General features: G+C 62.0%; 19 protein-coding genes. 10 read left to right on the top strand and 9 right to left on the bottom strand.

All coding sequences use genetic code 11. From position 1 onward, the window contains the following. Nucleotides 1-84: 84 nt before the first annotated feature. Together IB265_RS03155 and IB265_RS03160 are read right to left on the bottom strand one after the other, a co-directional pair. On the bottom strand, nucleotides 85-1,371 hold the full coding sequence (locus IB265_RS03155) for an FAD-binding oxidoreductase (RefSeq protein ID WP_057251014.1): 1,287 nt from the start codon (nucleotides 1,369-1,371) through the stop codon (nucleotides 85-87). A gap of 15 nt (nucleotides 1,372-1,386) precedes the next feature. Further along, nucleotides 1,387-2,823, bottom strand: coding sequence for a glutamine synthetase family protein (locus IB265_RS03160; RefSeq protein WP_057251012.1), 1,437 nt, complete (start codon nucleotides 2,821-2,823; stop codon nucleotides 1,387-1,389). 124 nt (nucleotides 2,824-2,947) lie between these two features. On the opposite strand from IB265_RS03160, the gene IB265_RS03165 reads away from it, so the two are divergent. From IB265_RS03165 to IB265_RS03175, 3 genes are all read left to right on the top strand, one after another. Beyond that, complete coding sequence (locus tag IB265_RS03165) at nucleotides 2,948-4,132, top strand: NAD(P)/FAD-dependent oxidoreductase (protein WP_057251011.1); 1,185 nt, start codon at nucleotides 2,948-2,950, stop codon at nucleotides 4,130-4,132. Nucleotides 4,133-4,367: 235 nt separating this feature from the next. After that, the gene (locus tag IB265_RS03170; protein WP_176907103.1) at nucleotides 4,368-4,514 is read left to right on the top strand and encodes a hypothetical protein; all 147 of its coding nucleotides are present in this window, start codon (nucleotides 4,368-4,370) and stop codon (nucleotides 4,512-4,514) included. A 353-nt stretch (nucleotides 4,515-4,867) separates the two neighbouring features. After that, nucleotides 4,868-7,390: a methyl-accepting chemotaxis protein gene (locus tag IB265_RS03175; protein ID WP_057251009.1), complete on the top strand. Its 2,523-nt coding sequence runs from the start codon at nucleotides 4,868-4,870 to the stop codon at nucleotides 7,388-7,390. A 96-nt stretch (nucleotides 7,391-7,486) separates the two neighbouring features. On the opposite strand, the gene IB265_RS03180 is transcribed toward IB265_RS03175, so the two are convergent. Next, nucleotides 7,487-7,690, bottom strand: coding sequence for a hypothetical protein (locus IB265_RS03180; RefSeq protein ID WP_057251007.1), 204 nt, complete (start codon nucleotides 7,688-7,690; stop codon nucleotides 7,487-7,489). An 89-nt stretch (nucleotides 7,691-7,779) separates the two neighbouring features. On the opposite strand from IB265_RS03180, the gene IB265_RS03185 reads away from it, so the two are divergent. Then, nucleotides 7,780-8,649, top strand: coding sequence for a LysR family transcriptional regulator (locus IB265_RS03185; RefSeq protein ID WP_057251006.1), 870 nt, complete (start codon nucleotides 7,780-7,782; stop codon nucleotides 8,647-8,649). Nucleotides 8,650-8,707: 58 nt separating this feature from the next. Here the strand turns inward: IB265_RS03185 and IB265_RS03190 are convergent, their stop codons facing one another. The 3 genes from IB265_RS03190 to aceA all read right to left on the bottom strand — a co-directional run bounded on the left by IB265_RS03190 (nucleotide 8,708) and on the right by aceA (nucleotide 11,762). Beyond that, nucleotides 8,708-9,817, bottom strand: a complete 1,110-nt coding sequence (locus IB265_RS03190; protein WP_057251004.1) for a LuxR C-terminal-related transcriptional regulator — start codon at nucleotides 9,815-9,817, stop codon at nucleotides 8,708-8,710. A 281-nt stretch (nucleotides 9,818-10,098) separates the two neighbouring features. Then, entirely contained in the window at nucleotides 10,099-10,338 is a 240-nt protein-coding gene (locus IB265_RS03195; RefSeq protein ID WP_034800815.1) for a hypothetical protein, read from the bottom strand. A 134-nt stretch (nucleotides 10,339-10,472) separates the two neighbouring features. Continuing rightward, nucleotides 10,473-11,762 (bottom strand): isocitrate lyase, encoded by a 1,290-nt coding sequence (gene aceA / locus IB265_RS03200; protein ID WP_057251002.1) that lies wholly within the window; start codon nucleotides 11,760-11,762, stop codon nucleotides 10,473-10,475. Between the two features lie 228 nt (nucleotides 11,763-11,990). Here aceA and IB265_RS03205 point away from each other — a divergent pair, with 228 nt between their 5' ends. Next, nucleotides 11,991-13,400 carry a short-chain fatty acyl-CoA regulator family protein gene (locus IB265_RS03205; protein ID WP_057251000.1) on the top strand — a complete coding sequence of 470 codons (1,410 nt, stop codon included), beginning with the start codon at nucleotides 11,991-11,993 and terminating at the stop codon, nucleotides 13,398-13,400. Here IB265_RS03205 and IB265_RS03210 read toward each other — a convergent pair. Both IB265_RS03210 and IB265_RS03215 read right to left on the bottom strand, forming a co-directional pair. Next, nucleotides 13,394-14,377 (bottom strand): fatty acid desaturase family protein, encoded by a 984-nt coding sequence (locus IB265_RS03210; RefSeq protein ID WP_057250998.1) that lies wholly within the window; start codon nucleotides 14,375-14,377, stop codon nucleotides 13,394-13,396. The two genes, IB265_RS03205 and IB265_RS03210, sit on opposite strands and share 7 nt — an antisense overlap. A 59-nt stretch (nucleotides 14,378-14,436) precedes the next feature. Beyond that, entirely contained in the window at nucleotides 14,437-14,628 is a 192-nt protein-coding gene (locus IB265_RS03215; RefSeq protein ID WP_146237024.1) for a hypothetical protein, read from the bottom strand. 83 nt (nucleotides 14,629-14,711) lie between these two features. Between IB265_RS03215 and IB265_RS03220 the strand changes: the two genes are divergently transcribed. From IB265_RS03220 to IB265_RS03235, 4 genes are all read left to right on the top strand, one after another. Next, entirely contained in the window at nucleotides 14,712-15,806 is a 1,095-nt protein-coding gene (locus IB265_RS03220; protein WP_057250997.1) for a polyamine ABC transporter substrate-binding protein, read from the top strand. 104 nt (nucleotides 15,807-15,910) lie between these two features. Then, on the top strand, nucleotides 15,911-17,053 hold the full coding sequence (locus IB265_RS03225; protein WP_057250995.1) for an ABC transporter ATP-binding protein: 1,143 nt from the start codon (nucleotides 15,911-15,913) through the stop codon (nucleotides 17,051-17,053). Nucleotides 17,054-17,057: 4 nt separating this feature from the next. Beyond that, nucleotides 17,058-17,969: an ABC transporter permease subunit gene (locus IB265_RS03230; protein WP_057250993.1), complete on the top strand. Its 912-nt coding sequence runs from the start codon at nucleotides 17,058-17,060 to the stop codon at nucleotides 17,967-17,969. Nucleotides 17,970-17,972: 3 nt separating this feature from the next. Continuing rightward, nucleotides 17,973-18,791: an ABC transporter permease subunit gene (locus tag IB265_RS03235; protein ID WP_057250991.1), complete on the top strand. Its 819-nt coding sequence runs from the start codon at nucleotides 17,973-17,975 to the stop codon at nucleotides 18,789-18,791. A gap of 86 nt (nucleotides 18,792-18,877) precedes the next feature. On the opposite strand, the gene IB265_RS03240 is transcribed toward IB265_RS03235, so the two are convergent. Then, nucleotides 18,878-20,701 (bottom strand): AsmA-like C-terminal region-containing protein, encoded by a 1,824-nt coding sequence (locus tag IB265_RS03240; RefSeq protein ID WP_192494624.1) that lies wholly within the window; start codon nucleotides 20,699-20,701, stop codon nucleotides 18,878-18,880. Nucleotides 20,702-20,886: 185 nt separating this feature from the next. On the opposite strand from IB265_RS03240, the gene IB265_RS03245 reads away from it, so the two are divergent. Continuing rightward, nucleotides 20,887-22,839: an acetoacetate--CoA ligase gene (locus IB265_RS03245; RefSeq protein ID WP_057250989.1), complete on the top strand. Its 1,953-nt coding sequence runs from the start codon at nucleotides 20,887-20,889 to the stop codon at nucleotides 22,837-22,839. Nucleotides 22,840-23,069 lie beyond the last annotated feature (230 nt).

Below are 23,069 nucleotides of genomic sequence, written 5' to 3' on the forward strand. Positions count from 1 at the left end.
TCTGTTCAGGTCACGGACACATATAATCTAATCGATTTAAATGCGCTAGGGTGCGGCGCAATAAAATGCCGCCGCGAGGGCTTCTCAGAACCTGTCACGTAATGCGTACCAGCTTAACGCGAGGAAGAGAAGGGCGGAGCGGAACCGCGTACCACCGGGAAAAGCCGGGATTTTCAGGGCTTTCAGCAGATCGAGCTCGGTATCCTTGCCGAGCGCCAGGTCGGCATAGAGCTTGCCGCAATAGTTGGAGAGCATCACGCCGTGGCCGGAATAGCCGCCGATCGAGGTGACGCCGGGCATCACTTCGCGACAGAAGGGCGTGCGCGGCATGGTGATGCCGACCGAGCCGCCCCAGGCATGGGTGATCTCGATATTGGCAAGTTCCGGATAGATCTCGCTGATCTGCCGGCGGATGTGGGTCGAGATATCGAGCGGATTGTCAGCGGTATAGGCCTCGCGGCCGCCGAAGAGCAGCCGCCCGTCCCGCGACTTGCGGAAATAGCGCACGACGAAGCGCGAATCATCGACCGATTCGCCGCCGGGAATGACCTTTGGGTGGTCGGAAAGCACCGTCGTTGCGCCGATGAAGGAGCGGATCGGCATGACGTGGCTGGCGCTCACCGGCTCGAGATTGCCGATATAGGCGTTGCAGGCGACGAGCGCGCGGTCGGCGGTGATCGTGCCGCGGTCGGTGGTGATGACGATCGTGCCGCTTTGGCGCTCGATCTTGGTTGCCTTCGTCTGCTCGAAGAGATTGGCACCGGCAAGGGCGGCCTGTTTCGCAAGGCCGACCAGCAGCTTCATCGGGTGGATATGGCCGGTGCCGGCATCGCGGATGCCGAAGTGGTAGTGGCTCGATCCGAGCCGGCTTGCGGTTTCCTCCCGATCCATGAAGGAGAGATGCGGATAGCCGAAGCGTGTTGCCATCGCTTCCGCATGGTCGCGATAGTCTTTTTCGAAGCTCTTCTTGTGGCCGACCGAGAGCTGGCCGGGCACGAACTCGATGTCGATTTCGTGGGCGCTTGCGAAGTCGAGCACATAGCGCTTGGCATTCTCCGCCATGTCGAAGAGCGCCTGTGCCCGCTCATGACCAAGGCTTGTCTCGGTCTCGTCCGCCCAGGCGCGCTGCCCGGTGCCGAACTGGCCGCCATTGCGGCCAGAGGCACCGTCGCCGAAGCGGCAGGCGTCGATCACGGTGACGTCGACGCCCTGCCGCGCCAGGTTCCAGGCGGCCTGCAGCCCGGTATAGCCACCGCCGACGATCGCGACGTTGGCTTTCCGCGATCCGGGCATGGCGGGATACTCCGGTCGATCCGGAACGGTCGCCTCATACCAGGAGTAACCGGGCGAGATCGGGCTTTGCCAGGGCATGGAGAACCTCTGAGGTCAGACGTTGAGAAGCAGGAATTCGCGTTCCCAGGGACTGATGACCTGCATGAAGGTTTCGAACTCGCCACGTTTGACGCCGGCATAGATGGCGATGAACTCAGGGCTCAGCACCTCCGCAAGCGATGGTGCCGATTCGAGCAGAGCGACAGCTTCGAGCAGGCCGCGCGGCAGGTCGATCTCGCCCTCGTTGGCCGTGTCCTCGGTCGGTGCCGTCGGCTCCCGCTGTTCGACGATGCCGAGATAGCCGCAGGCAAGCGAGGCCGCGAGCGCCAGGTAGGGGTTGGCATCCGAGCTCGGCAGCCGGTTCTCGATGCGCCGGGCGACCGGTTCCGACACCGGGATGCGGAAGGCGGTCGTGCGGTTGTCGTAGCCCCAGGCGGTATTAACCGGCGCCGACATGTCGGGCGTCAGCCGGCGGAAGGAGTTCACATAGGGCGCCATCATGACCAGCGTGCGCGGCACGTAGTGCTGCATGCCGCCGATGAAGTGGAAGAATTCCTTCGATGCCGATCCATCCGGGTTCGAAAACAGGTTCCGGCCGGTGTTGATTTCGACCACCGACTGGTGGATGTGCATCGCCGAACCCGGCTGGCCCTGCATCGGCTTGGCCATAAAGGTGGCATAGATGCCGTGTTTCAGCGCCGCCTCGCGGATCGTGCGCTTGAACAGGAAGACCTGGTCGGCCAGCTCGATCGGGTCGCCGTGGCGAAGGTTGATCTCGAGCTGCGCCGGTCCCTCTTCATGGATCAGCGTGTCGATCTCGAGACCCTGCTTCTCGGAGAAGTGGTAGATGTCGTCGATCAGCTCGTCGAACTCGTTGATGCCGGCAATCGAATAGCCCTGACCGCCAAGGATCGAGCGACCGGAGCGACCTTTCGGTGGATGCAGGGGATAGTCAGGGTCGTCATTGGTGGCGACGAGGTAGAATTCGATTTCCGGTGCGACGACCGGTTTCCAGCCCTTCTTCTTGTAAAGGTCGACCACGCGCTTCAGGACGTTGCGCGGCGTGTAGCTGATCTGCTCACCCTGCGAACCGACGATGTCGCAGATCACCTGCGCCGTCGGGTCGGTCTCCCAGGGCACGACCGAAAGGGTGGAGAGATCAGGCACGAGCTTGATATCGCTGTCGCGCGAATCGTAGCGGAACTGCCCGGTTTCGTCAGGATATTCGCCCGAGATCGTGTGCCGGTAGACGGCCGAGGGGAGCGCCAGCGAGGTGTTGGACGTGAATTTCGAGGTCGGCATCATCTTGCCGCGAGGCACGCCGGCAAGGTCGGGCGTGATGCATTCGACGTCTTCGATACCGCGGATCTTGAGCCAGTCCGTGGCTTCCTTCCAGGTCTTCACACCGCGGAGGGAGTGCAAGGCGGGGGGTATTTTCGAAGTTTTGCTGATTTTCGTTGTTTGTTGGGCAGCACTTCTCTTGGAGGGCATAAATCACCGGTTTTGGCTTCGGATGACGCATCATAACCACAGATTGGCAATTGGCTAGATGGGCTTGGTCATTGACTTTCTTCTTTGCCACCGGGAAGGAAAGACAAAAGAGCTGGGGTGTTTCGTGGCTGAGAAGAAGGATGTGGTCATCATCGGCGCCGGTGCTGCGGGCATGATGTGCGCCATCGAAGCGGGCAAGCGCGGCCGCCGCGCGGCTGTGCTCGACCATGCCAAGGCACCCGGCGAGAAGATCCGCATCTCCGGCGGTGGTCGCTGCAACTTCACCAATATCCATGCGGGGCCGAAGAATTTCCTTTCGGCCAACCCGCATTTCTGCAAGTCGGCACTGGCGCGTTATACGCCGCGCGATTTCCTGGCCTTGGTCGAAAAGCACGGCATCGCCTGGCACGAAAAGACCCTCGGCCAGCTCTTCTGCAACCACTCGGCCAAGGACATCATCAGGATGCTGCTCGCGGAAATGCGTGATGTGCACGCCGAGTTGCGGCTGGAGACAACGATCGAAAGCGTCGAACGCCACGGGGCGGGCTTCCGCGTCATGACGGATGAGGGGCCTATCGATGCCCAATCGCTCGTCATAGCCAGCGGCGGCAAGTCGATTCCGAAGATGGGTGCGACCGGGCTCGCCTACCGGATCGCCGAGCAGTTCGGCCTTGGCATCGTCGAAACGCGGCCGGGCCTCGTGCCGCTGACCCTCGATCCGGCGCAACTCGAAACGATCGGCGAACTGGCGGGCGTCGCAGCCGACGCCGAAGCCCGGTTCGGCAAGACGGCTTTTCGCGAGGCGGTGCTGATCACCCATCGTGGCCTGAGCGGCCCGGCGATCCTGCAGATCTCTTCCTATTGGCGCGAGGGACAGGAGATCGAGTTGCGGCTGATGCCCGATATCGACATCTCCGCGATCCTCAAGGAGATCCGCCGTACCCACGGTAAGCAGGCGGTGCAGACGGCGCTTGGCGATATCCTGCCGCGCCGGCTCGCACAGTTTTTCGCCGACGGCGCGAAGCTGACCGGCCGTCAGCTTGCCGACCTCTCGGACAAGACGATCAACCAGCTTTCGTCTTCGATCCAGGCCTGGACGATCAAGCCCGCCGGATCGGAAGGCTATCGCACGGCCGAGGTCACGCTCGGCGGCGTCGATACCAAAGGGCTCGATTCCAAGACGATGCAGGCGAAGGCGGTACCGGGGCTCTACTTCATCGGCGAATGCGTCGATGTGACCGGCTGGCTCGGCGGCTACAATTTCCAATGGGCCTGGGCATCGGGCTTTGCTGCCGGGCAGGACGCCTGATCTCCCCGCTTTTGGTGGGTCGTGCTTCAGCGATTGTTAACGGCTCTGATCGAACCTTTATTCTCGTCGGCACAGCCGGCGGTTGGTGTGATCGGATTGTCGCGTAAACGGAAATAACACTGTTTCCTATTTTTTGACTTTCCTCCGCCACGGCATGGCTGCAATATATGTGTGACTGGCAAGCCGGTTCATCCGGGCCGATGGTTGCCGGTGAATGTGACAAGGACAGGATGCCATGAACCAACCACGCCGCCGTCCCCGCGCCATCGCGGTCGCCCGCACCGATGAAAGCCGTCAGCAGAAGGCCGCGATCACGCGCCTCGCCCTCATCGCTTTCTTCGCCGTAGCCGCGCTTGCAGCCCTTCCGGCCCTTTGGTTCTGATCTCAGGCAACCGGCCCTAGACGGCCGGTTCCTCGGGCGCCGTTGAAGCGCCCCGCGCACCTTCGGATTTTCTGCCGCAGGTGAAACGCGCTTATATAAATTTTAATCGTTCAAATTGGATAGTGCGACGATGTGAGTTCGTCAGGTCCACGTTGCCTAGGAGTGGTGACGCGGATCCGCAATGATTGCCGACGGACTTGCGGCGTGCGCCGTATGATTTTCCGAAAAACATCAGCCTGTTTGCGCATCGGGTGGCTCTCGATCGCTCGCACCTTCACGCCCTGTCGTTGAAGGCGGAGACGTCTCGAGCTGCCGGGGGAGGCGAATGCGAGCTGCGAGCCAAGGTGTTTTCAATGTTCATTGATAGAATTCTTGCCCGTTTCAAGATCCAGACGAAGGTGCTCTTTTTCATCCTGCCCTTCGTCGTCAGCATCTGTGCCGTCGGTATCACCGGTCTCTATGCATCCGGCCTGCTTCAGGGCCGCATGGAGATTTCCAACAGCGTGCTGCAGACATTGAGCGGCTTCAAGGATGTCTATGCGGGCATGAACGCCTTCCTGCATTCGACGACCGAGGAAACCAGGCAAGCCGTCCAGTCGAAGATTTCGGCTCAGAAGGACGTGCTTGCGGCGACGGCCGCGCAGGTCGCCGGCCAGAGCGGTCAGGACGAGTTGACGGCCGCAATCGCCGCGACAAACGACATCGAGGCACGCATTGATGGCCTCTGGAAGCTGCATGTCGGCGAGCAGGAGCTGCGCGCAGCGATGGCGGCAAACCTCGACGCGCTGCTGATCGAGCGCTCCAAGATCAACGAGGAATCGAACCGGCTGCAATACGCCGTGCGGAAGAACGAAAACGCTGCCAAGACCATGTTGCGCGAAGCCGAAAAGCTGATGCGCGCCAGCCGCTTCTTCAACGAATTCGGCACCGAGGTCAGCAAGGCGATCACCGTCGACGACAAGCTCAAGGCCGTCAAGGAACGCTTCCCGATGATCGGCCGCACCGAGCGCGACATCTTCCGTCTGCTGCCGAAGGACGAGAAATCGCTTGCCGAAACGATCACGTCGGCTTCGAGCGAGATCGGTTCGCTGCTGAAGGCGCCGGCCGGCCCGGAGACGCTTGCCGGCATCTCCAAATATGTCGACCGTTTCCGCACTGCGAGCTTCCGCCTGGAGGCGGCATCGGTCGGCAAGATGCGTGACGCGACGCGGATCTTCGCCGAACTCGACGAGCAGATCGTCACGACGGAATCGGTACTGACCGCAACCCGCCGGCTCGCCGCGTCGATCACGGACATTCAGATTTCCGCTGCGACTTTCATGGGGCAGACGAACGAAGAGAACCGCCAGAAGCTGCTCGACAAGTCGCTTGCCGTTCAACAGAACATGGCGACGCTGCGTGGTGTTGCCAGTGACGGCGCTTCCTTCGACAAGATCGCCGATACGCTGATGCCGATCCTGACGGCGATGAAGAAGGATGCCGCAGCGCTCGTCGAAATCACCGTCAAGCGGACCGCCGACTTCGACGCTGCCGGCCAATCGATCGACCAGATCTGGGGCGATCTCACCGGCTTTGCCGAGCAGCAGAAGGTGGCCGCCGGAACAGAACGCCAGGAAGCAAACCAGATCTCGGTGGCCGCAACCGTCGGCGGCGTCGTCATCGCGCTGCTTGCCGGCATTGCGTTGACGCTGACGCTGAAGAAGCCGATCGGTCAGATCACCGCTGCCATGCGGCGCCTCGCCGATGGCCGCCTCGACACGGCGATCGACGGCGACGCCCGTCGTGACGAAATCGGCGACATGGCGCGCGCGCTCGGCGTCTTCAAGGAGAACGCGCTTTCCAAGGTGCGCATCGAGGCCGAGAGCGAAGAGCAGCGTACTCGCGCCGAGATGGAGCGCAGCCGCAACGATCGGGAAAAGCGGGAGCTCGATCGTCAGATCGATCTGGCCGTCAGCGAGCTTGCAGCCGGTCTCGGCCGTCTCGCGCAGGGCGACCTCTCGCGCCAGATCGAGGTTCCGTTCCACGGTCGTCTCGAACAGTTGCGCGAGGACTTCAACGGCTCGCTGATCCGGCTGCAGGACACGCTCTCCCAGATCCGTGCCAATGCGCAGGCGATCCAGGAAAGCGGTTCAAGCATGCATCATGCCGCCGACTCGCTGTCGAAGCGAACGGAAGCCCAGGCGGCATCGCTTGAAGAAACCGCCGCTGCGGTCGACCAGATCACCGTGACCGTTCGCTCTTCGGCCGAGCGTGCCGGCGAAGCCAACCATGCCGTGATCCAGACGAAGCGCAGCGCCGACAGCTCAGCGACCGTCGTCACCAACGCGATCGCCGCCATGGGACGCATCGAGGAGGCCTCGCGCCAGATCGAGCAGATCATCGAGGTGATCGACGACATCGCCTTCCAGACGAACCTGTTGGCGCTGAACGCCGGCATCGAGGCGGCGCGTGCGGGTGAAGCAGGCAAGGGCTTTGCCGTTGTCGCCCAGGAAGTGCGTGAACTGGCGCAGCGTTCGGCAGAGGCCGCGCGCGAGATCAAGGGGCTCATCAACAAGTCGACGAACGAGGTCAATGCCGGTTCGCACCTGGTCAAGGAAACGGGCGAAGTGCTGGCATCGATCAGCGCGCAGATCGTCACCGTCAGCCAGCATGTGGAGATGATCGCGACCGCTAGCCGCGATCAGGCCGTTGCGCTCAACGAGGTCAACGGCTCGGTCAACCAGATGGACCAGATGACACAGCAGAACGCTTCCATGGTCGAGGAAGCCACGGCGACGAGCCGGTCGCTCGCGCACCAGGCCGACACGTTGATGATGCTTGTCGAGCAGTTCCGGCTGGAGCCGCAGGCAGACGACTACAATTACCGGGCCGCCTGAGGCGGCCGGCAATCGAATTCGCTGACGGCGGACGTTCCGCCTTCAGGCGAAGGCACGGCAAACCGGTATCGCCGTGCGACATAACAAGGGCAGGGGCTAACATTGCACCGCGTGGCCGCAGGGCTCCGCGGTGCTCTTTTCTTCAGCGTCAAGGCGCCTCATGCGCCGCTGGGCAATCCTGACGGACAGGGCGTTAAAGAGGCGCCGAAGATATCCCGGCGGCTTCGGATCGAAGTCTTCGTCCCAACGCCGGTTCTTCAAGGCCATGTCGGCGATATAGACCATTGCCATCATTTCCATGGTGATGCTCCTCACTTGGTGGGCATCACGTCTTTTATGCATCCAAAGCAGTTTTACATACACCGGATATCGCGCTATATTTTTCAGTAATGAAAAACCTGGATTGGGATATCTACCGCTGTTTCATGAGCGTGGCGCGCACCGGGGGCCTGACCGGCGCGGCACAGGCGCTCGGTTCGAGCCCGGCCACGGTCGGGCGGCGGATGCTGGAGCTCGAGGAGCGGACGGGCCGCGCCCTATTCCTGCGCAGCCAGACCGGCTATCAGCTCACTGGCGACGGTGAGCTTCTTTTCGAGCAGCTTCAGGAGATGGAGACGGCGGCGCGCCTGGTCGAAAGCTGGCGGCGCGAGGGTGAAGGCGCGACAGTCCGCATCACCGTCGGCACCTGGAATGCCTGGCTTCTTGCCGAGAATTTCCCGGCACTTTGCAGCGAGAGGGATGGTTTCAGCCTGGCGATAACGGTTGGCGAGACACGCGCAAGCCTCGCCTATCGTGAGACCGATATCGGCATCCGTGCTTTCGAGCCCGAGGAAAGCTATCTGGCGGCGAGCCTGATCGGTGACGTCGCCTACGCCGCCTATCGCCAGAAGAACGCAGCGTCAGCTGCCAACAGTCGGTGGGTGGCCGTGGGCGAAGAGGAGGCGATCTCGGCCTATCTTCGCTGGCCTCACCAGCAGGCAGAGGGCAGGATCGTCGCGACGATCACACGGCCGCGTTCGCTCCTGGATCTCGCCCGTGCCGGCGCCGGGTGCGCCGTGCTTCCCTGTTTCGTCGGCGATCTCGATCCGATGCTGGAGCGGGCGGGTGACGAAATCCCGGCGCTCAGGCATCGGCAATGGATCGTGATGAACAACGAGGATCGGCACCGAAAGGAAATCCGCACGGTGGTCGATCGCATGACGAAGCTGTTGCGTAGCCATGCTGACGTCTTTGCCGGAAAACGGCCGCGTCGCGGCTGAGCATGCGCGCGACCGGCCCGCATCCAGAACGACGGGTCGTGGGTTCTGGCGCCTTCGGTCAGCGCATCAGGAGCTTGACCAGGGCGGCCTGAGAATTGACCCGGGTCTTGGAATAGATGCTTTTAAGCTGCGTACGGGTCGTCTCGTAGCTGACGCCGTTGGCATGCGACATTTCCTTCAGCGTCAGGCCGGCAACGACGCCTGACGCGATGCGGATTTCGGCCGGCGTGAGGCCGTAGCTGTCTTTCAGGTGGGTGAGGCGTTGGTCAAAAACCAGCGAGGACGCCGGCTCGACCAGCACCGCGACGGTGGGGCCATCGAGGAGTTCGGTGAAGATACTGGCGCTTCGCCGGACGAGCGTGATCCGAAAGGCGCCATTCTCCGCGGTCCTGACGATGCGAACCTGCGGCTGTGCGGGAGTGCCGACCGGTGAGGCCAGAAGCTCCAGTGCCGCGTTGGCTTCCGGTTCGTCCATGAACAAGCGTCCGCCGATCGTGACGCGAAACGGAGAACCCTTCGCCGCCATGCGTTCGGCGTTGACGTTCATCGAGCGGATGCGAAGATTGTCGCCGACATAAATGACGCCGACGCCGATCGTATCGAGAAGCGTCTGGCCCTCATGCTGCTCGGCCATCATCAGGTCCCGTCGGCGCAGGAAATCGAAGGCGCGTTTCAGATGAGGGGCAAGAAGGGTATATTGATCGGCCGCCTGCCGGTTGAGTTCCTCGTCCGTGGACGATGTACAGGTCGATACGAGCAATGTGCGCGTCGCGCTGCGCACGATGGTGACGCCCACCGTGGTCTCGCAGCCGGTCTGGCCCTTCAGCCAGTCGTTGTAGAATTCCGATTTCAGCAAATCCGCGCGCGAGACGATATGCTCGCCGGCGAGACCGCGGCCGACGGGCACGAGGACCGACTTCGGTATCCAGGGATTGATCGCCGCGAAGTGGCTGTTGAACTGGTCGATGGCTTCCGGCGTAAAGCCGGAGACATAGGGCACGCATGACGCCGGCGATGTGAGATCGTGGTAATGGAGCGCCGAGCGCCCGCCGGGCATCGTCGTGGTCAGTCGATCAAGAAAGTCCTGCCAGCTGCAGTCACCAAATGCGGCGCCGTAGATCAACTCCGTCAGTTCGGCCGTATCGGCAGCTCTCGTCGATCGATGCATGCGCACCTCTGCCTAAGGTAGGTTTGGCTAATATAGGCAGGAGCGGGAGGTTCGATCAACCTGAAATAGTGGGTTGCCGGTGATCGTTGCGTCGTGAACGATCACCGCGAGCACGGAAAGGCCGGCATCGCTGCCGGCCTTTCTGATCTTGTGCGCCGAGATCTCGCGCTACAGTTTCAATGTTGTTCAACGATAAATTGCGCTTCGGACGAAAGATGCGGCGAGCGGACGAAGCGAGACGGATGAAAGCAAAGCCATCGCAAGCGTCATCGCCGCGAGTGTCATGGCCTGCCCTGGGTCACGATGACCGGGATCAGGAGGTCGCCCCAGTTGCCTTCACCGCCGTGGTGGCGGGCCGAGCGAACGAGCTCGACCGAAACGCCGGCATCCACGGCCTTCATAACGGACTGGTTGAGGCGGTGCAGGTCGTTGGCGACCATGCGGATCGCTGCCTGCTGGTCCGGGGTCATCGCCGAAGACTGTTCCTCGGCCCGTTCCTTGACGCGTGTCTGGACTGTCATTGGACTTCTCCTTGAGGTTCGAGGCTAGAGTGGGATGCGGAGGCGTGTCTGCGGTTTCCGTCCGTGTCCCGCTCTGATTTATGAGGATCGGCAGGAGCGCAGCGGGCAGGGATTGCCGCGCTCCCGCCGGGCTTTCACTCTGCGGCCGGGCGGAACTGGTCGTGCTCGGTCGATTCCTTCATCGCGGTCGTTGAGGACTGGCCACCGGTAATCGCCATCGAAACGGCGTCGAAATAGCCTGTGCCCACTTCACGCTGGTGCTTGGTCGCGGTGTAGCCGTTGACCTCGGCTGCGAATTCCGCTTCCTGCAGTTCCGAATAGGCGGCCATCTGTCTCGCCTTGTAGCCGCGTGCCAGTTCGAACATGCCGAAGTTCAGCTGATGGAAGCCAGCGAGCGTGATGAACTGGAACTTGTAGCCCATCGCGCCCAGCTCGCGCTGGAACTTGGCGATCGTCGCGTCGTCGAGGTTCTTTTTCCAGTTGAACGACGGCGAGCAGTTGTAGGCGAGCAGCTTGCCCGGATGCGCCTTGTGCACGCCTTCGGCGAACTTGCGGGCCTGCTCCAGATCTGGCTTCGAGGTCTCGCACCAGATGAGGTCGCAATGCGGTGCATAGGCGATGGCTCGGGCGATGCAGGGCTCCAGCCCGTTCCTCACCTGGTAGAAGCCTTCGACCGTGCGTCCGGCGTCATAGTCGACGAAGGGGCGGTCGCGCTCGTCGATGTCGGAGGTCAGCAGCTTTGCTGCTTCCGCATCCGTGCGGGCGATGACCAGCGTCGGCGTGCCCATGACGTCGGCGGCAAGGCGTGCCGCGTTCAGGTTGCGGATATGGGCGGCCGTCGGGATTAGAACCTTGCCGCCGAGGTGGCCGCACTTCTTTTCAGACGCGAGCTGGTCCTCGTAGTGAACGCCGGCAGCCCCGGCTTCGATGAACGCCTTCATGATCTCGAAGGCATTGAGCGGGCCGCCGAAGCCGGCTTCGGCATCGGCAACGATCGGCGCGAACCAGGTGTCGACCGAAAGGCCCTTGCCTTCCGAGGTCTCGATCTGGTCCGCACGCTGCAGCGTGCGGTTGATGCGCTTTGCGAGCTCGGGCGCCGCATTGGCCGGATAGAGCGACTGGTCCGGATACATTGCCGAAGCGGTGTTGGCGTCGGCAGCAACCTGCCAGCCGGAGAGATAGATCGCCTTCAGGCCGGCGCGGACCATCTGCATGGCCTGGTTGCCGGAGAGAGCGCCGAGCGCGTTGACGAAGTCATCCTCGTGAATGAGTTTCCACAAGCGGTTCGCGCCCATTTCGGCCAGCGAATAGCGGATTTCGACCGACCCGCGCAGCCGCTTTACGGTCTCGGCGGTATAGGGGCGTTCGACGCCATCGAAGCGGCCTTGCGGTGCGCTCGGAACAAGCTTGTAAAAATCAGTCATTGCATCCTCCTGTCAAAATCAGACATCCATTCGACTTTCGTCGCACGGCGCTTTGTGTTTCGAGTTCATGTGACAGGTTTTACATTGCGCTGCGATATTCGGCTATTGGAAACAATGAAATGGCGCGGTCAAAAGGGTTATCTTGTCTTGCCTTTGACAGAAGCGCGAAGTAAATTTGTAAAAAGTGTAAAGTGTCGCGCTCGTTGCAGATTGTAAAGGTAGTTACAAATGGCCGAGAACAAGATCTTCGCCGGTCCGCGGGTCAGGCGTATTCGCAACGGTCTCTCGCTGACGCAGACGGCCATGGCCGAGGCCCTCGGTATCTCGCCGTCCTACCTTAATCTGATCGAGCGCAATCAGCGGCCGTTGACGGTTCAGCTGCTTTTGAAACTCGCGTCGGTCTACAAGGTCGATCTCGACGAGCTGCAGGGAGAAACCGGTGGCAGCCTCACGCAATTGCGCGAGGTTTTTGCCGATCCGCTGTTGTCAGCCGAACTGCCCGGAGAGCAGGAGCTGATCGAGGTGGCGGAAGCCGCCCCCAATGCCGCCGGCGGTGTCGTCAAGCTCTATCGCGCCTATCGCGAGCAGGCGGCGCGCCTGAAGGACCTCGCCGACCTGCTGGCGGGGCAGGGGCATATGGAGGCGCTTTCGGGCACGCGGCTGCCGATGGACGAGGTGCGCGAAACCTTCGAGGCGCGGCCCAATCATTTTGCTGCAATCGAGGCAGCGGCGGAAGCCTTTCATGAGGCACTGTCGCCGGGCGATGATCTCGTGGGTGCACTCAAGAATTGGCTGAAAAAGGAGCACGGCCTGGTGGTGCGCAGCCTGCCGGTGCATGCCATGCCCAATCTGCGCCGCCGTTTCGACCGGCATTCCATGCGCCTCTTCATCTCCGAGCGGCTATCGCCGTATGACCAGCTCCGCGAGATCGCCATGGAGGCCGTATCGATCGCCTGCCATGAGGCGATCATCGCCGAACTCGAGCCTTTGCGTTTCTCGACGGCGGAGGCGCGACGCATCGCCCGTTTCGAGCTTGCGCGCTATGGCGCGCATGCGCTGATGATGCCCTATGCCGCCTTCCTCGCCGCCGCGCAGCGCGCGAAGTATGATGTCGACGTTCTGCGTGCGCGCTTTCAGGTCTCCTTCGAGCAGGCCGCCAATCGGCTGACCATGCTGCAGCGGCCGGGCGCACAAGGCGTGCCCTTCTTTCTGATGGAGATCGACAATGCCGGCCACCGCTTGCGGCGGGCCGGCGCTTCAGGCTTCCCGCAGGCGAAATTCGGCGGCGGCTGTCCGAAGCTCAATATCCACGCCGCCTTCTCGGTGCCGGGCCAGGTTCTGGTCGATCGTGTCGAAATGCCCGATGGCGCTGCATTTCTGACAGTGGCGCGCACGCTGGATGGCCCGCAGGCGGCGTTTCAGGAGCGGGTTCGGCGCACGGCCTTACTCCTCGGTTGCGAAGCGTCCTTCGCTGATGAGGTGGTCTACGGTGCGGGGATGCCGCCGGCGGTCGCGATTGGTGCCGCCTGCCGGCTCTGTGAACGGCAGGGCTGTCTGGCACGCGCCGAGCCGCCGGTCACGCGGCCGCTGGGGCTCGATGAGATGGCGACCGGGCTCAGCGTTTTCGATTTTCAATAGCTGACGGGATGCTGGTTCGGCAGCAGCGGTGCATCCGGCGCGAAGCATTCCGCCGGAAGGCCCGTCGTATAGCCGCGGGTGATATGCGCCTTGTCCGCATAGGCCTTGTTGCGCATCAGGATCGCGTGCAACTCCGGCAGGTTGTAGAACGGCACGCCCGGATAGAGGTGGTGCTCGAGGTGATAGTTGATGTTGTGGGGGGCGAAGAACAGCTTCTCCCAGGCATGCGGATAGACCGTGCGTGAACTCGTGAGTTCGTCGCTATAGTCCATGCTGCCAAAGTGCTCGGCGACGCTGCGTATATAAAGGAACAGGCAGAAGAAAGTGAGGAACGGCACCACCCAGTAGAGCGCCACTTCCCGCCAGATGCCGAGCAGCGTGAAGATCGCCGCGGCGGCCACATAGAAGCCGATGCGCAGCAGCTTGTATTGAAGCGTCGAGCGGTCGTTGTTTCCCATGCGTTTGGCCATGTGCAGCATGTCGCGCAGCGAATTGACCGCAACGAGGTAGCCAAGCACCTGTGTTATGCCGCGAGCAAGCTTCTGCGGGAAGGTGAATTGCGGCATGCCGAGCTTCGCCGTCCAGTCCGGATCCTCGTCGGTATTGGCATGCTGGTGGTGCGCGAGATGGTTCTGGCGATAGCCGTCGACGGTGGCAAGCACCGGCCAGGCGAGCACGAGATCGCTCATCCAGTCGCTGAGTTTTCTGTTGCGGATGATGCGGTAATGCGCCGCCTCGTGGATCATGCAGCCGAGCGCATGCATGCGTCCGGCGATCAGCACAACGGCGAGCAGATAGACCAGCGGACTGCCGGCATATTCGCTGACGGCGATCGCCGCTGCGATCATCGCCCAATCGAAAGCGATTGCGCCCAGCGCCTTGTGCGGCTCGAGCACCGAAAGGCGTTTCAATTCCTTGGGGTCGATCCTGCGGTTCCGCCCGCCTGTGGCCTTCTCGCCAACGATCTTCTCGCCCATCGCAATACCCAAGCCTTGATACACAACCGGCGAGAAAATCGCACGGTGATCATGGTTAATCAATTGTAAACGTCGGTCCGTACATGTCGAGCATCGACATGGTTAACTGCGGCGAGCGGTGACGCCCGGTTTAAGCAGCCGCCCGGCGGCTTGCCATAAGTGCCCGTTTTTCCTTGGCTTGTGAAAAACACCGACCGATACGGCGGCGCCTTTTTGTTGGCACGAAAGCGCTTGAGGTTATCGAGAAACATGCCTAACCTCCGGCCTGAGCGAAGCGGATTGGACGGTGTCCCGGCATGCCGGGCCCGATACGAAAAATCAAAAGGGGAGTTGTATGTCCAAGCTCATCGTCACAACCCTGGCGGCAGCCGTACTGGCCGGTTCGACCATGCTGGCCTCGGCGCAGGAGCGCGTGGTCAACGTCTACAACTGGTCGGATTACATCGACAGCAGCATTCTGGAAGACTTCACCAAGGAGACCGGTATCAAGGTCGTCTATGACGTCTTCGATTCCAACGAGATCCTGGAGACGAAGCTGCTCGCGGGCGGTTCGGGTTACGACGTGGTCGTGCCGACGGCAACCTTCCTGCAGCGGCAGATCGCCGCCGGCGTGTTCCAGAAGCTCGACAAGTCGAAGCTGCCGAACCTTTCCAATATGTGGGACGTGATCATGGAGCGTACGGCGAAGTACGATCCGGGCAACGAATACGCCGTCGACTACATGTGGGGCACCACCGGCATCGGCTACAATGTCGACAAGATGAAGGCGATCCTGGGCACGGACGAGAAGCCCAACTGGGACGTGATCTTCAAGCCGGAACTGGCGGCGAAGTTCAAGGATTGCGGCATCCACATCCTCGATTCCCCGACCGACGTCATGCCGTCGGCGCTTGCCTATCTCGGCCTCAATCCGGATAGCCACGATGCTGCCGATCTGGAAAAGGCGGCCGAACTCCTGGCAAGCATCCGTCCCAACGTGCGCAAGTTCCATTCCTCGGAATACATCAACGCGCTCGCCAACGGCGACATCTGCCTTGCGGTCGGTTTCTCCGGCGACGTCTTCCAGGCCCGTGACCGCGCGGCCGAAGCGAAGGCCGGCGTGACCGTCGACTATGCGATCCCGTCGCAGGGTGCGCAGATGTGGTTCGACATGTTCGCGATCCCTGCCGATGCGCAGCACGTCGAGGAAGCCCATGCCTTCCTCAACTACATGATGAAGCCGGAAGTCGTCGCCAAGGCATCGAACTACGTCTTCTACGCCAACGGCAACAAGGCCTCGCAGCAGTTCCTCGACAAGGCCGTTCTGGAAGATACCGCCATCTATCCGTCGGAAGAGGTGATGCAGAAACTGTTCACGGTGACGCCCTTCGAGGCGAAGGAACAGAGGGTATTGACCCGACTCTGGACAAAGGTCGTAACCGGCCAGTAAGAGCGGAAAACGAATTGCCCGGACCTCAAAATCCGGGCAATTTTCTTAATGGGCGCCGGGGAAAACAAGAGCGCCCAATCGGCTGTATCATTCGGGGATAGATGATGAAGTCTCTCGGCAGTATTCGGCGGTCCTTTGCCCCCTGGGCGGATCCCGCTTCCAAGCCATTCATTTCCGTCAAGAACGTGACAAAGCGGTTCGGCGATTTCACCGCCGTCGACGACCTTTCGCTTGATATCTACACACGCGAGTTCTTTGCGCTCCTCGGCGCGTCGGGCTGCGGGAAGTCGACGCTCCTGCGCATGCTTGCCGGCTTCGAGCAGCCGACGTCGGGTGAGATCATTCTCGACGGGCAGAGCCTCGCCGGCATCCCGCCCTACCGGCGGCCGGTCAACATGATGTTCCAGTCCTACGCGCTCTTTCCGCACATGACGGTCGAGAACAACATCGCCTTCGGCCTCAAGCAGGACGGCATGCCGAAAGCGGATATCGCTGCGCGCGTCGCGCAGATGCTGAAGCTGGTGAAGCTCGAAAAGTTTTCCCAGCGCAAGCCGCACCAGCTTTCCGGCGGCCAGCGTCAGCGCGTCGCGCTCGCCCGCTCGCTTGCCAAGCGGCCGAAGGTGCTGCTCCTCGACGAGCCGCTCGGCGCGCTCGACAAGAAGCTGCGCGAGGAAACCCAGTTCGAACTGATGGACCTGCAGCAGGAACTCGGCCTCACCTTCGTCGTCGTGACGCACGACCAGGAGGAGGCGATGACCATGGCCGACCGCATTGCGGTGATGAGCCACGGCAAGGTCATCCAGGTCGCGACCCCGGCCGAGATCTATGAGGCGCCGAATTCCCGTTTCGTCGCGGACTTCATCGGCGACGTCAACATTTTCGAAGGAGCGGTCGGCGGGGCTGACGGCGGCTACGTGCGCCTTGAAGGCACCAACGGCTTCCCGATCCGCATGGCGTCGCCCGAAAGACCGGCTACAGGCGGCAAGTCCGCCGTCGCCGTCCGCCCGGAAAAGATTCGTGTCAGCCGCCAGCCGCCGGCACACGCGCCCGTCAACGCCGTCCAGGGGGAGATCTGGGATATCGGTTATCTCGGCGACATGACCGTCTTCCACGTGCGCCTGAAGGACGGACGCGTGATCAAGGCGTCGTCGCTGAATGCGGTGCGCGCGGTTGAGGATCCGCTCGGCTACGACCAGGAGGTCTGGATTTCCTTCGGCGAAGACGCCGGCGTCGTTCTGAAGGATTGAGACCATGACACGCGTCGCATCCGCTCTCTTCAGCCGCCTCGTCATCATCATCCCCTATGCCTGGCTGCTGTTTTTCTTCCTCATCCCCTTCTTCATCGTCTTCCGCATCTCGCTGTCGCAGACGGCAGTGGCGATGCCGCCCTATACGCCGGTCTTCGATCTCTTTGGCGGCCTGTCCGGAATCCTTGAAAAGGCGCGGGAGTTCTCGTTCGACAACTATGTCTGGCTGACGGAAGACGTCCTCTACTTCAACGCCTATGTATCGAGCGTCATCATCGCGGCGGTTTCGACTGTCCTGACGCTGCTAATCGCCTATCCGGTCGCCTACGGCATGGCGAAGGCACCGAAGACCATTCGGCCGACGCTCTTGATGCTGGTGATCCTGCCGTTCTGGACGAGCTTCCTGATCCGCGTCTACGCCTGGATCGCGATCCTGAAGCCCGAGGGTCTGCTCAATCAGTTCCTGATGAGCATCAACGTCATCGACCAGCCGTTGATCATCCTCAACACCAACTGGGCGATCTATATCGGCATCGTCTATTCCTATCTGCCCTTCATGGTGCTGCCGATCTATTCGTCGCTCGAGAAGATGGACCACACGCTGACCGAAGCGGCACTCGACCTCGGCTGCACGCCGTTTACGGCCTTCTGGCGCGTGACCTTCCCGCTCTCGCTCGCGGGCGTCGTCGCCGGCTGCCTGCTCGTCTTCATCCCGGCCGTCGGCGAATTCGTTATCCCCGACCTGCTCGGCGGCTCGGAAACGCTGATGATCGGCAAGACCCTCTGGAACGAGTTCAACGCCAACCGCGACTGGCCGGTATCCTCGGCAGTGGCGACGATTCTGCTTCTGATCCTGGTGCTGCCGATCGTCTATTTCCAGAACGCGCAGGCCAAAGCCGACAGCGAGGGGAAGTAGGAGATGGGCACCTGGTCTCGCTTCAACATCGCCTCGATCGTGCTCGGCTTCGGCTTCCTCTACCTGCCGATCGTGCTTCTGGTGATCTTCTCGTTCAACGAGTCGAAGCTCGTCACGGTCTGGGCGGGCTTTTCGACCAAATGGTACACGCAGCTCTGGCACAATCAGGCGCTGCTCGATGCCGCCTGGGTGACGATCCGCGTCGCGCTGATCTCGGCGACCTGTGCAACGGTGCTCGGGACGCTGGCGGCGCTGGCGCTCGTTCGCTACACGCGTTTTCGCGGCCGCATGCTGTTTTCCGGCATGGTCTATGCGCCGCTCGTCATGCCCGAGGTGATCACCGGTCTGTCGCTCCTGCTGCTCTTCGTCGCCATCGGCCTTGACCGCGGCTTCTGGACGATCACGCTGGCGCATATCACCTTCACCATGTGCTTCGTCGCCGTGGTCGTGCAGTCGCGGCTCTTAAGCTTCGACCAGTCGATCGAAGAGGCAGCGCTCGATCTCGGCGCCACGCCGGTCCGCACCTTCTTTGCGATCACGCTGCCGGTTATTGCGCCGGCAGTGTTTTCCGGCTGGGTGCTGGCCTTCACGCTGTCGCTGGATGATCTGGTGATTTCGAGCTTCACGACGGGACCGGGCGCCACGACGCTGCCGATGAAGATCTACAGCCAGGTGCGGCTCGGGGTGACGCCGGAAATCAATGCGATCTGCACCATTCTCATCGGCATTGTCGCAATCGGGGTCGTCGTTGCCTCCATCGTCACCAAGCAGCGTGAGGCACAGCGCGAGCGCGACGAGCGGGCCGCCTTTGCGCAATCCTGAGCGGGAGCTGCTCCGCGCTTGGGCGTGAACCGGCTTTGTCCTTTGTGAACGGCAACCGGCGGCCGGCGTCTCGACGCCGGCCGTTTTCAGTTGGGTTCGCCGAGGACCGACAGGGGCGAGATCACCGCATTCGGCCAGGACCCGCCGACGAAGAAGCGCAGCCTTTGTCCGGCATTGAGTGTGTCGATGAACGTGCCGGCGAGTGCCAGGCTGCCGGTGCGATAGGGAATGACGCCATTGACCGAGAGGCTGCCGGTTTTGCCGGTGAAAAGCGCCTGGTTCAGCCGCGCCGACCCCTGGCCGAAACTGGCTTCGATGTCGGCCGTCTGGAAAGCGAAGCTGCCATCGCTCGCCTGAGCCAGCGAGAAGAACTCTCCCGCCCTGACCAGGTCCGCGAAGGCGTTTGCGTCGAAACTGGAGAGGGTGCCGTTGGCGAGCGAGAGCCTGATGCGGCCCGAAGCCTCGGCCGCCTGCTCAGTCCAGAACGGATGCTCGGTCACCAGGTCGAAGTTGACGTTGCCGCGGCCGGACGGGATCGGGCCGGTAAACCCGAAGTCCGCGAGCGCTGCGGCGAGGTCGGCATTTTTCAGGACAAGTTCGAGTTTGCCGCCCTTTGCCAACCCCGCTTCCGAGACGGCGATCCGGCCACTGAGCCGGCCATTGGCATAGGTGCTGTCGGCGATGTCGATGGAAGCGCGCCCATGGTCGATGATGATGCCGGCCGCCACATCCACGAGCCGCAGCGGGCCGACCAATGCCTCCTGCGCCGACAGGCGGACATCGGCACGCCAGGTCCGCGCGAAAGCGTCACCGAGCTGCTTGGCGATGTCGTCAGGCTCCACCGGCAATTGATCGATGAGGGGTTGCAAACCGTTGAGGCCGATGCGGTCGAAGGCGAGCGTGCCCTCAATACGGGGCGTATCGTTGGCTGGCGTGGAGACGTCGAGAACACCGGTCGCGTTGGCGCCGCCCAGAGCAAGCTGCAGATCGTCGAGCTTCAGGGAGCTATCACCTGTCGTGACATTGGCGCTGAGGTTGAAACTGCTGTCGGGCAGGGCACGCTCGGCTTTGCCCTCGAACCAGGCCGCCAGCGTTTGCAGGGATGCGGTCGAAAGCTGGAGCCGGCCCGAACTGATCGGTGTTTGTGAGAGACTGCCGACGCCTTCGAAAGAGAGGTTCAATGGCGTTGAGGTCAGCGATGTCCTGAGCGTCGTATCGCGGCCGGCAAGAAGCGCCAGCGGTTCGTTGCAGTCGAGCGTCCAGGCTACCAGCTGTCCACCAATGCTGCCCGAGAACTGGGCGCCCAGAGGCTCGGAGAAGGACGGCCACTTGACCGTTCCGGAGATGCCGGAAAATTCACGGGTCTGATTGGTAATGAGATCGATGACCTGCAGGCGTCCGTTTTCGACCGTGACGTCACCGAAGGGCGTATCGTCGCCGGAGGTCGATCGCTCCGGCACAGTCAACCAGTGTGGACGTTGCCAGTTGAGCGTGCCATCCGTCCGCCTTTCCAGCGTGACGACCGGCTCGATCAAGCGGATGTCCTCGAGGTCCGGGTCGCCATCGATGGCTGAAAGCAGGCTGAAGGACGCGGTTATGCTGCCGATATGCACGAGCTTGCGCGATGTGCCATCTGCCGTCTCGATCGTCGCGGAGCGCAGCGTGAGGGTCGGTTCCGGCCAGAAGCGGATCTCGGGATTGCCTGTTATCCGGCTTTTCCCACCTGACCAGGCGTCGAGCATGTGCTCCACCGTCGGGCGCACGTCGGCGGTCGAAATCAGCAGAGGCAGTGCGGCATTGTAGGCGACAGCAAGCCCCACTCCGATCGCTGCGGCCCACAGGAAGTGGCGACGGCTGAGCCGCGACCGCAGGCGTGCGTCGCGCATCTTATGCAGGAAATTCCGTGTCATGTCTGCCCGGTCGCCATCGCTTGGATCTCGCATGTTGGATAGGCCTTCGGTCTTCAGAAATCAAATGCGACGGACAGGAAACAGACAGGTAAATGTCGCCGGCGCGATGCCGAGACGACTGCAGGTACTGTTTATTTTGCGATGCAGCATGGTATAGAGAGCATGGAGTAGGAGTGGAGGAAAGCATGCAAGCAGAGCAGCCGTTGTGGGTTCCGAGTCCAGAGATCCGTGCGCATAGCCCAATGGCTGAATTCATCGCCTGGTGCAGCGAACGCTTCGGCAGAACCTTTGCGGATTATGACGCGTTCCATGCATGGTCGGTGGCCGAGCGTGGTGACTTCTGGACCGCAGTCTGGGAGCATTGCAACGTCGTCGGGGAGCGTGGCGCGACTGCCCTCGTCAATGGCGACCGGATGCTCGATGCCCGTTTCTTCCCCGAAGCGAAACTGAACTTCGCGGAGAACCTGCTTCGCGAAACCGGCGATGGCGATGCGCTTGTCTTCCGCGGTGAGGACAAGGTCGACTACCGCCTGTCGTGGAATGATCTGCGTGCTTTGGTGTCGCGACTGCAGCAGGCGCTGAAAGCGCAGGGTATTGGCCCAGGCGATCGCGTCGCGGCGATGATGCCGAACATGCCGGAAACCATCGCGCTGATGCTGGCGACCGCCTCGATCGGGGCGATCTGGTCGTCCTGCTCTCCCGATTTCGGCGAGCAGGGCGTTCTCGATCGGTTCGGCCAGATCGCGCCGAAGCTGTTCATCGCCTGCGACGGCTACTGGTATAACGGCAAGCGCCAGGACGTCGACGCGAAGGTGCGCGCGGTCTCCGCGAGCCTTGCAGTGCCGGCGCTGATCATACCCTATGCCGGCGACAGCGCAGCGCTTGCGGCCTCGATCGCGGGCGGCAAGACTCTCGGAGATTTCACCGCGCCGTTCGAGGCGAAGACGCTGACGTTCGAACGGCTTCCGTTCAGCCATCCGCTCTATGTGCTGTTTTCGTCGGGCACAACGGGTGTTCCGAAGTGCATCGTTCATTCGGCCGGCGGCACCTTGCTGCAGCACCTGAAGGAGCACCGATTCCATTGCGGCCTGCGCCGCGGCGAAAACCTCTTCTACTTCACCACCTGCGGCTGGATGATGTGGAACTGGCTGGTCTCGGGCCTGGCGGTCGGCGCCACGCTTTGCCTCTTCGACGGCTCGCCCTTCTATCCCGACGGCAACGTGCTCTTCGACTATGCCGCCGCCGAGAAGTTCGCCGTGTTCGGCACCTCGGCCAAGTACATCGATGCGGTCCGCAAGGGCGGCTTCGTGCCGGCCAAGACCCATGATCTCTCCACCTTGAGGCTGCTCACCTCCACCGGTTCGCCCTTGTCGCCGGAAGGCTTCTCCTTTGTCTACGAAGGCATCAAGTCGGACGTCCAGCTCGCTTCGATCTCTGGCGGCACCGATATCGTCTCCTGCTTCGTGCTCGGCAATCCCTTGAAGCCGGTCTGGCGCGGCGAGATCCAGGGGCCGGGCCTCGGATTGGCCGTCGACGTTTGGAACGACGAGGGGCAATCCGTGCGCGGTGAAAAGGGCGAACTCGTCTGCACCAAGGCGTTCCCGTCGATGCCGGTGATGTTCTGGAACGACCCGGAGGGTGCCAAGTATCGCGCCGCCTATTTCGAGCGCTTCGACAATATCTGGTGCCATGGCGACTTTGCCGAATGGACCGAACATGGCGGCATCATCATTCACGGCCGCTCCGACGCGACGTTGAACCCCGGCGGCGTGCGCATCGGCACCGCGGAGATCTACAATCAGGTCGAGCAGATGGAGGAGGTCGTCGAGGCGCTCTGCATCGGGCAGGATTGGGAAGACGACGTGCGCGTCGTTCTCTTCGTTCGCCTCGCATCTGGTATCGCGCTCACCGACGATCTGACCAAGGCGATCAAGAACCGCATCCGCATCGGCGCGTCGCCGCGCCACGTGCCGGCGAAGGTGATCGCGGTCGCCGACATCCCCCGCACCAAGTCGGGCAAGATCGTCGAGCTTGCCGTTCGTGACGTCGTGCACGGCCGTCCGGTGAAGAACAAGGAGGCGCTCGCCAACCCCGAGGCGCTCGACCTTTTTGCCGGGCTCGAGGCCCTTAAAAATTGAGGGCGCGTTAACTTGTTGGCGCTCCCCGAATTAACCAAGCCTTCAGACTTGCTGAAAAATCACTAAAATTACGGAGCCGCCTGGTAAGGTCTTGTTAACAATTGGGGGCGCATGGTCATGTCAACTTGAGGCCGGTCGATGTAAGTCGGCGCTCGGCAGCGATGCCGCCGCAGACATGATGTCATCCCTTCTCGAGCACTTGTTGGTTTAGCATTCGATTATCGAGGTGG

The organism is Ensifer sp. ENS10 (assembly GCF_014852025.1).
GTDB lineage: Bacteria > Pseudomonadota > Alphaproteobacteria > Rhizobiales > Rhizobiaceae > Ensifer.

Coding starts and splice junctions, on each gene's coding strand:
- IB265_RS03235 (WP_057250991.1), top strand. CDS start 17,973: ATGGGCACCTGGTCTCGCTTCAACATCGCCTCGATCGTGCTCGGCTTC.
- IB265_RS03205 (WP_057251000.1), top strand. CDS start 11,991: ATGGCCGAGAACAAGATCTTCGCCGGTCCGCGGGTCAGGCGTATTCGC.
- IB265_RS03170 (WP_176907103.1), top strand. CDS start 4,368: ATGAACCAACCACGCCGCCGTCCCCGCGCCATCGCGGTCGCCCGCACC.
- IB265_RS03155 (WP_057251014.1), bottom strand. CDS start 1,371: ATGCCCTGGCAAAGCCCGATCTCGCCCGGTTACTCCTGGTATGAGGCG.
- IB265_RS03180 (WP_057251007.1), bottom strand. CDS start 7,690: ATGGAAATGATGGCAATGGTCTATATCGCCGACATGGCCTTGAAGAAC.
- IB265_RS03230 (WP_057250993.1), top strand. CDS start 17,058: ATGACACGCGTCGCATCCGCTCTCTTCAGCCGCCTCGTCATCATCATC.
- IB265_RS03215 (WP_146237024.1), bottom strand. CDS start 14,628: ATGTTTCTCGATAACCTCAAGCGCTTTCGTGCCAACAAAAAGGCGCCG.
- IB265_RS03195 (WP_034800815.1), bottom strand. CDS start 10,338: ATGACAGTCCAGACACGCGTCAAGGAACGGGCCGAGGAACAGTCTTCG.
- IB265_RS03190 (WP_057251004.1), bottom strand. CDS start 9,817: ATGCATCGATCGACGAGAGCTGCCGATACGGCCGAACTGACGGAGTTG.
- IB265_RS03160 (WP_057251012.1), bottom strand. CDS start 2,823: ATGCCCTCCAAGAGAAGTGCTGCCCAACAAACAACGAAAATCAGCAAA.
- IB265_RS03175 (WP_057251009.1), top strand. CDS start 4,868: ATGTTCATTGATAGAATTCTTGCCCGTTTCAAGATCCAGACGAAGGTG.
- aceA (WP_057251002.1), bottom strand. CDS start 11,762: ATGACTGATTTTTACAAGCTTGTTCCGAGCGCACCGCAAGGCCGCTTC.
- IB265_RS03240 (WP_192494624.1), bottom strand. CDS start 20,701: ATGACACGGAATTTCCTGCATAAGATGCGCGACGCACGCCTGCGGTCG.
- IB265_RS03245 (WP_057250989.1), top strand. CDS start 20,887: ATGCAAGCAGAGCAGCCGTTGTGGGTTCCGAGTCCAGAGATCCGTGCG.
- IB265_RS03185 (WP_057251006.1), top strand. CDS start 7,780: ATGAAAAACCTGGATTGGGATATCTACCGCTGTTTCATGAGCGTGGCG.
- IB265_RS03210 (WP_057250998.1), bottom strand. CDS start 14,377: ATGGGCGAGAAGATCGTTGGCGAGAAGGCCACAGGCGGGCGGAACCGC.
- IB265_RS03220 (WP_057250997.1), top strand. CDS start 14,712: ATGTCCAAGCTCATCGTCACAACCCTGGCGGCAGCCGTACTGGCCGGT.
- IB265_RS03225 (WP_057250995.1), top strand. CDS start 15,911: ATGAAGTCTCTCGGCAGTATTCGGCGGTCCTTTGCCCCCTGGGCGGAT.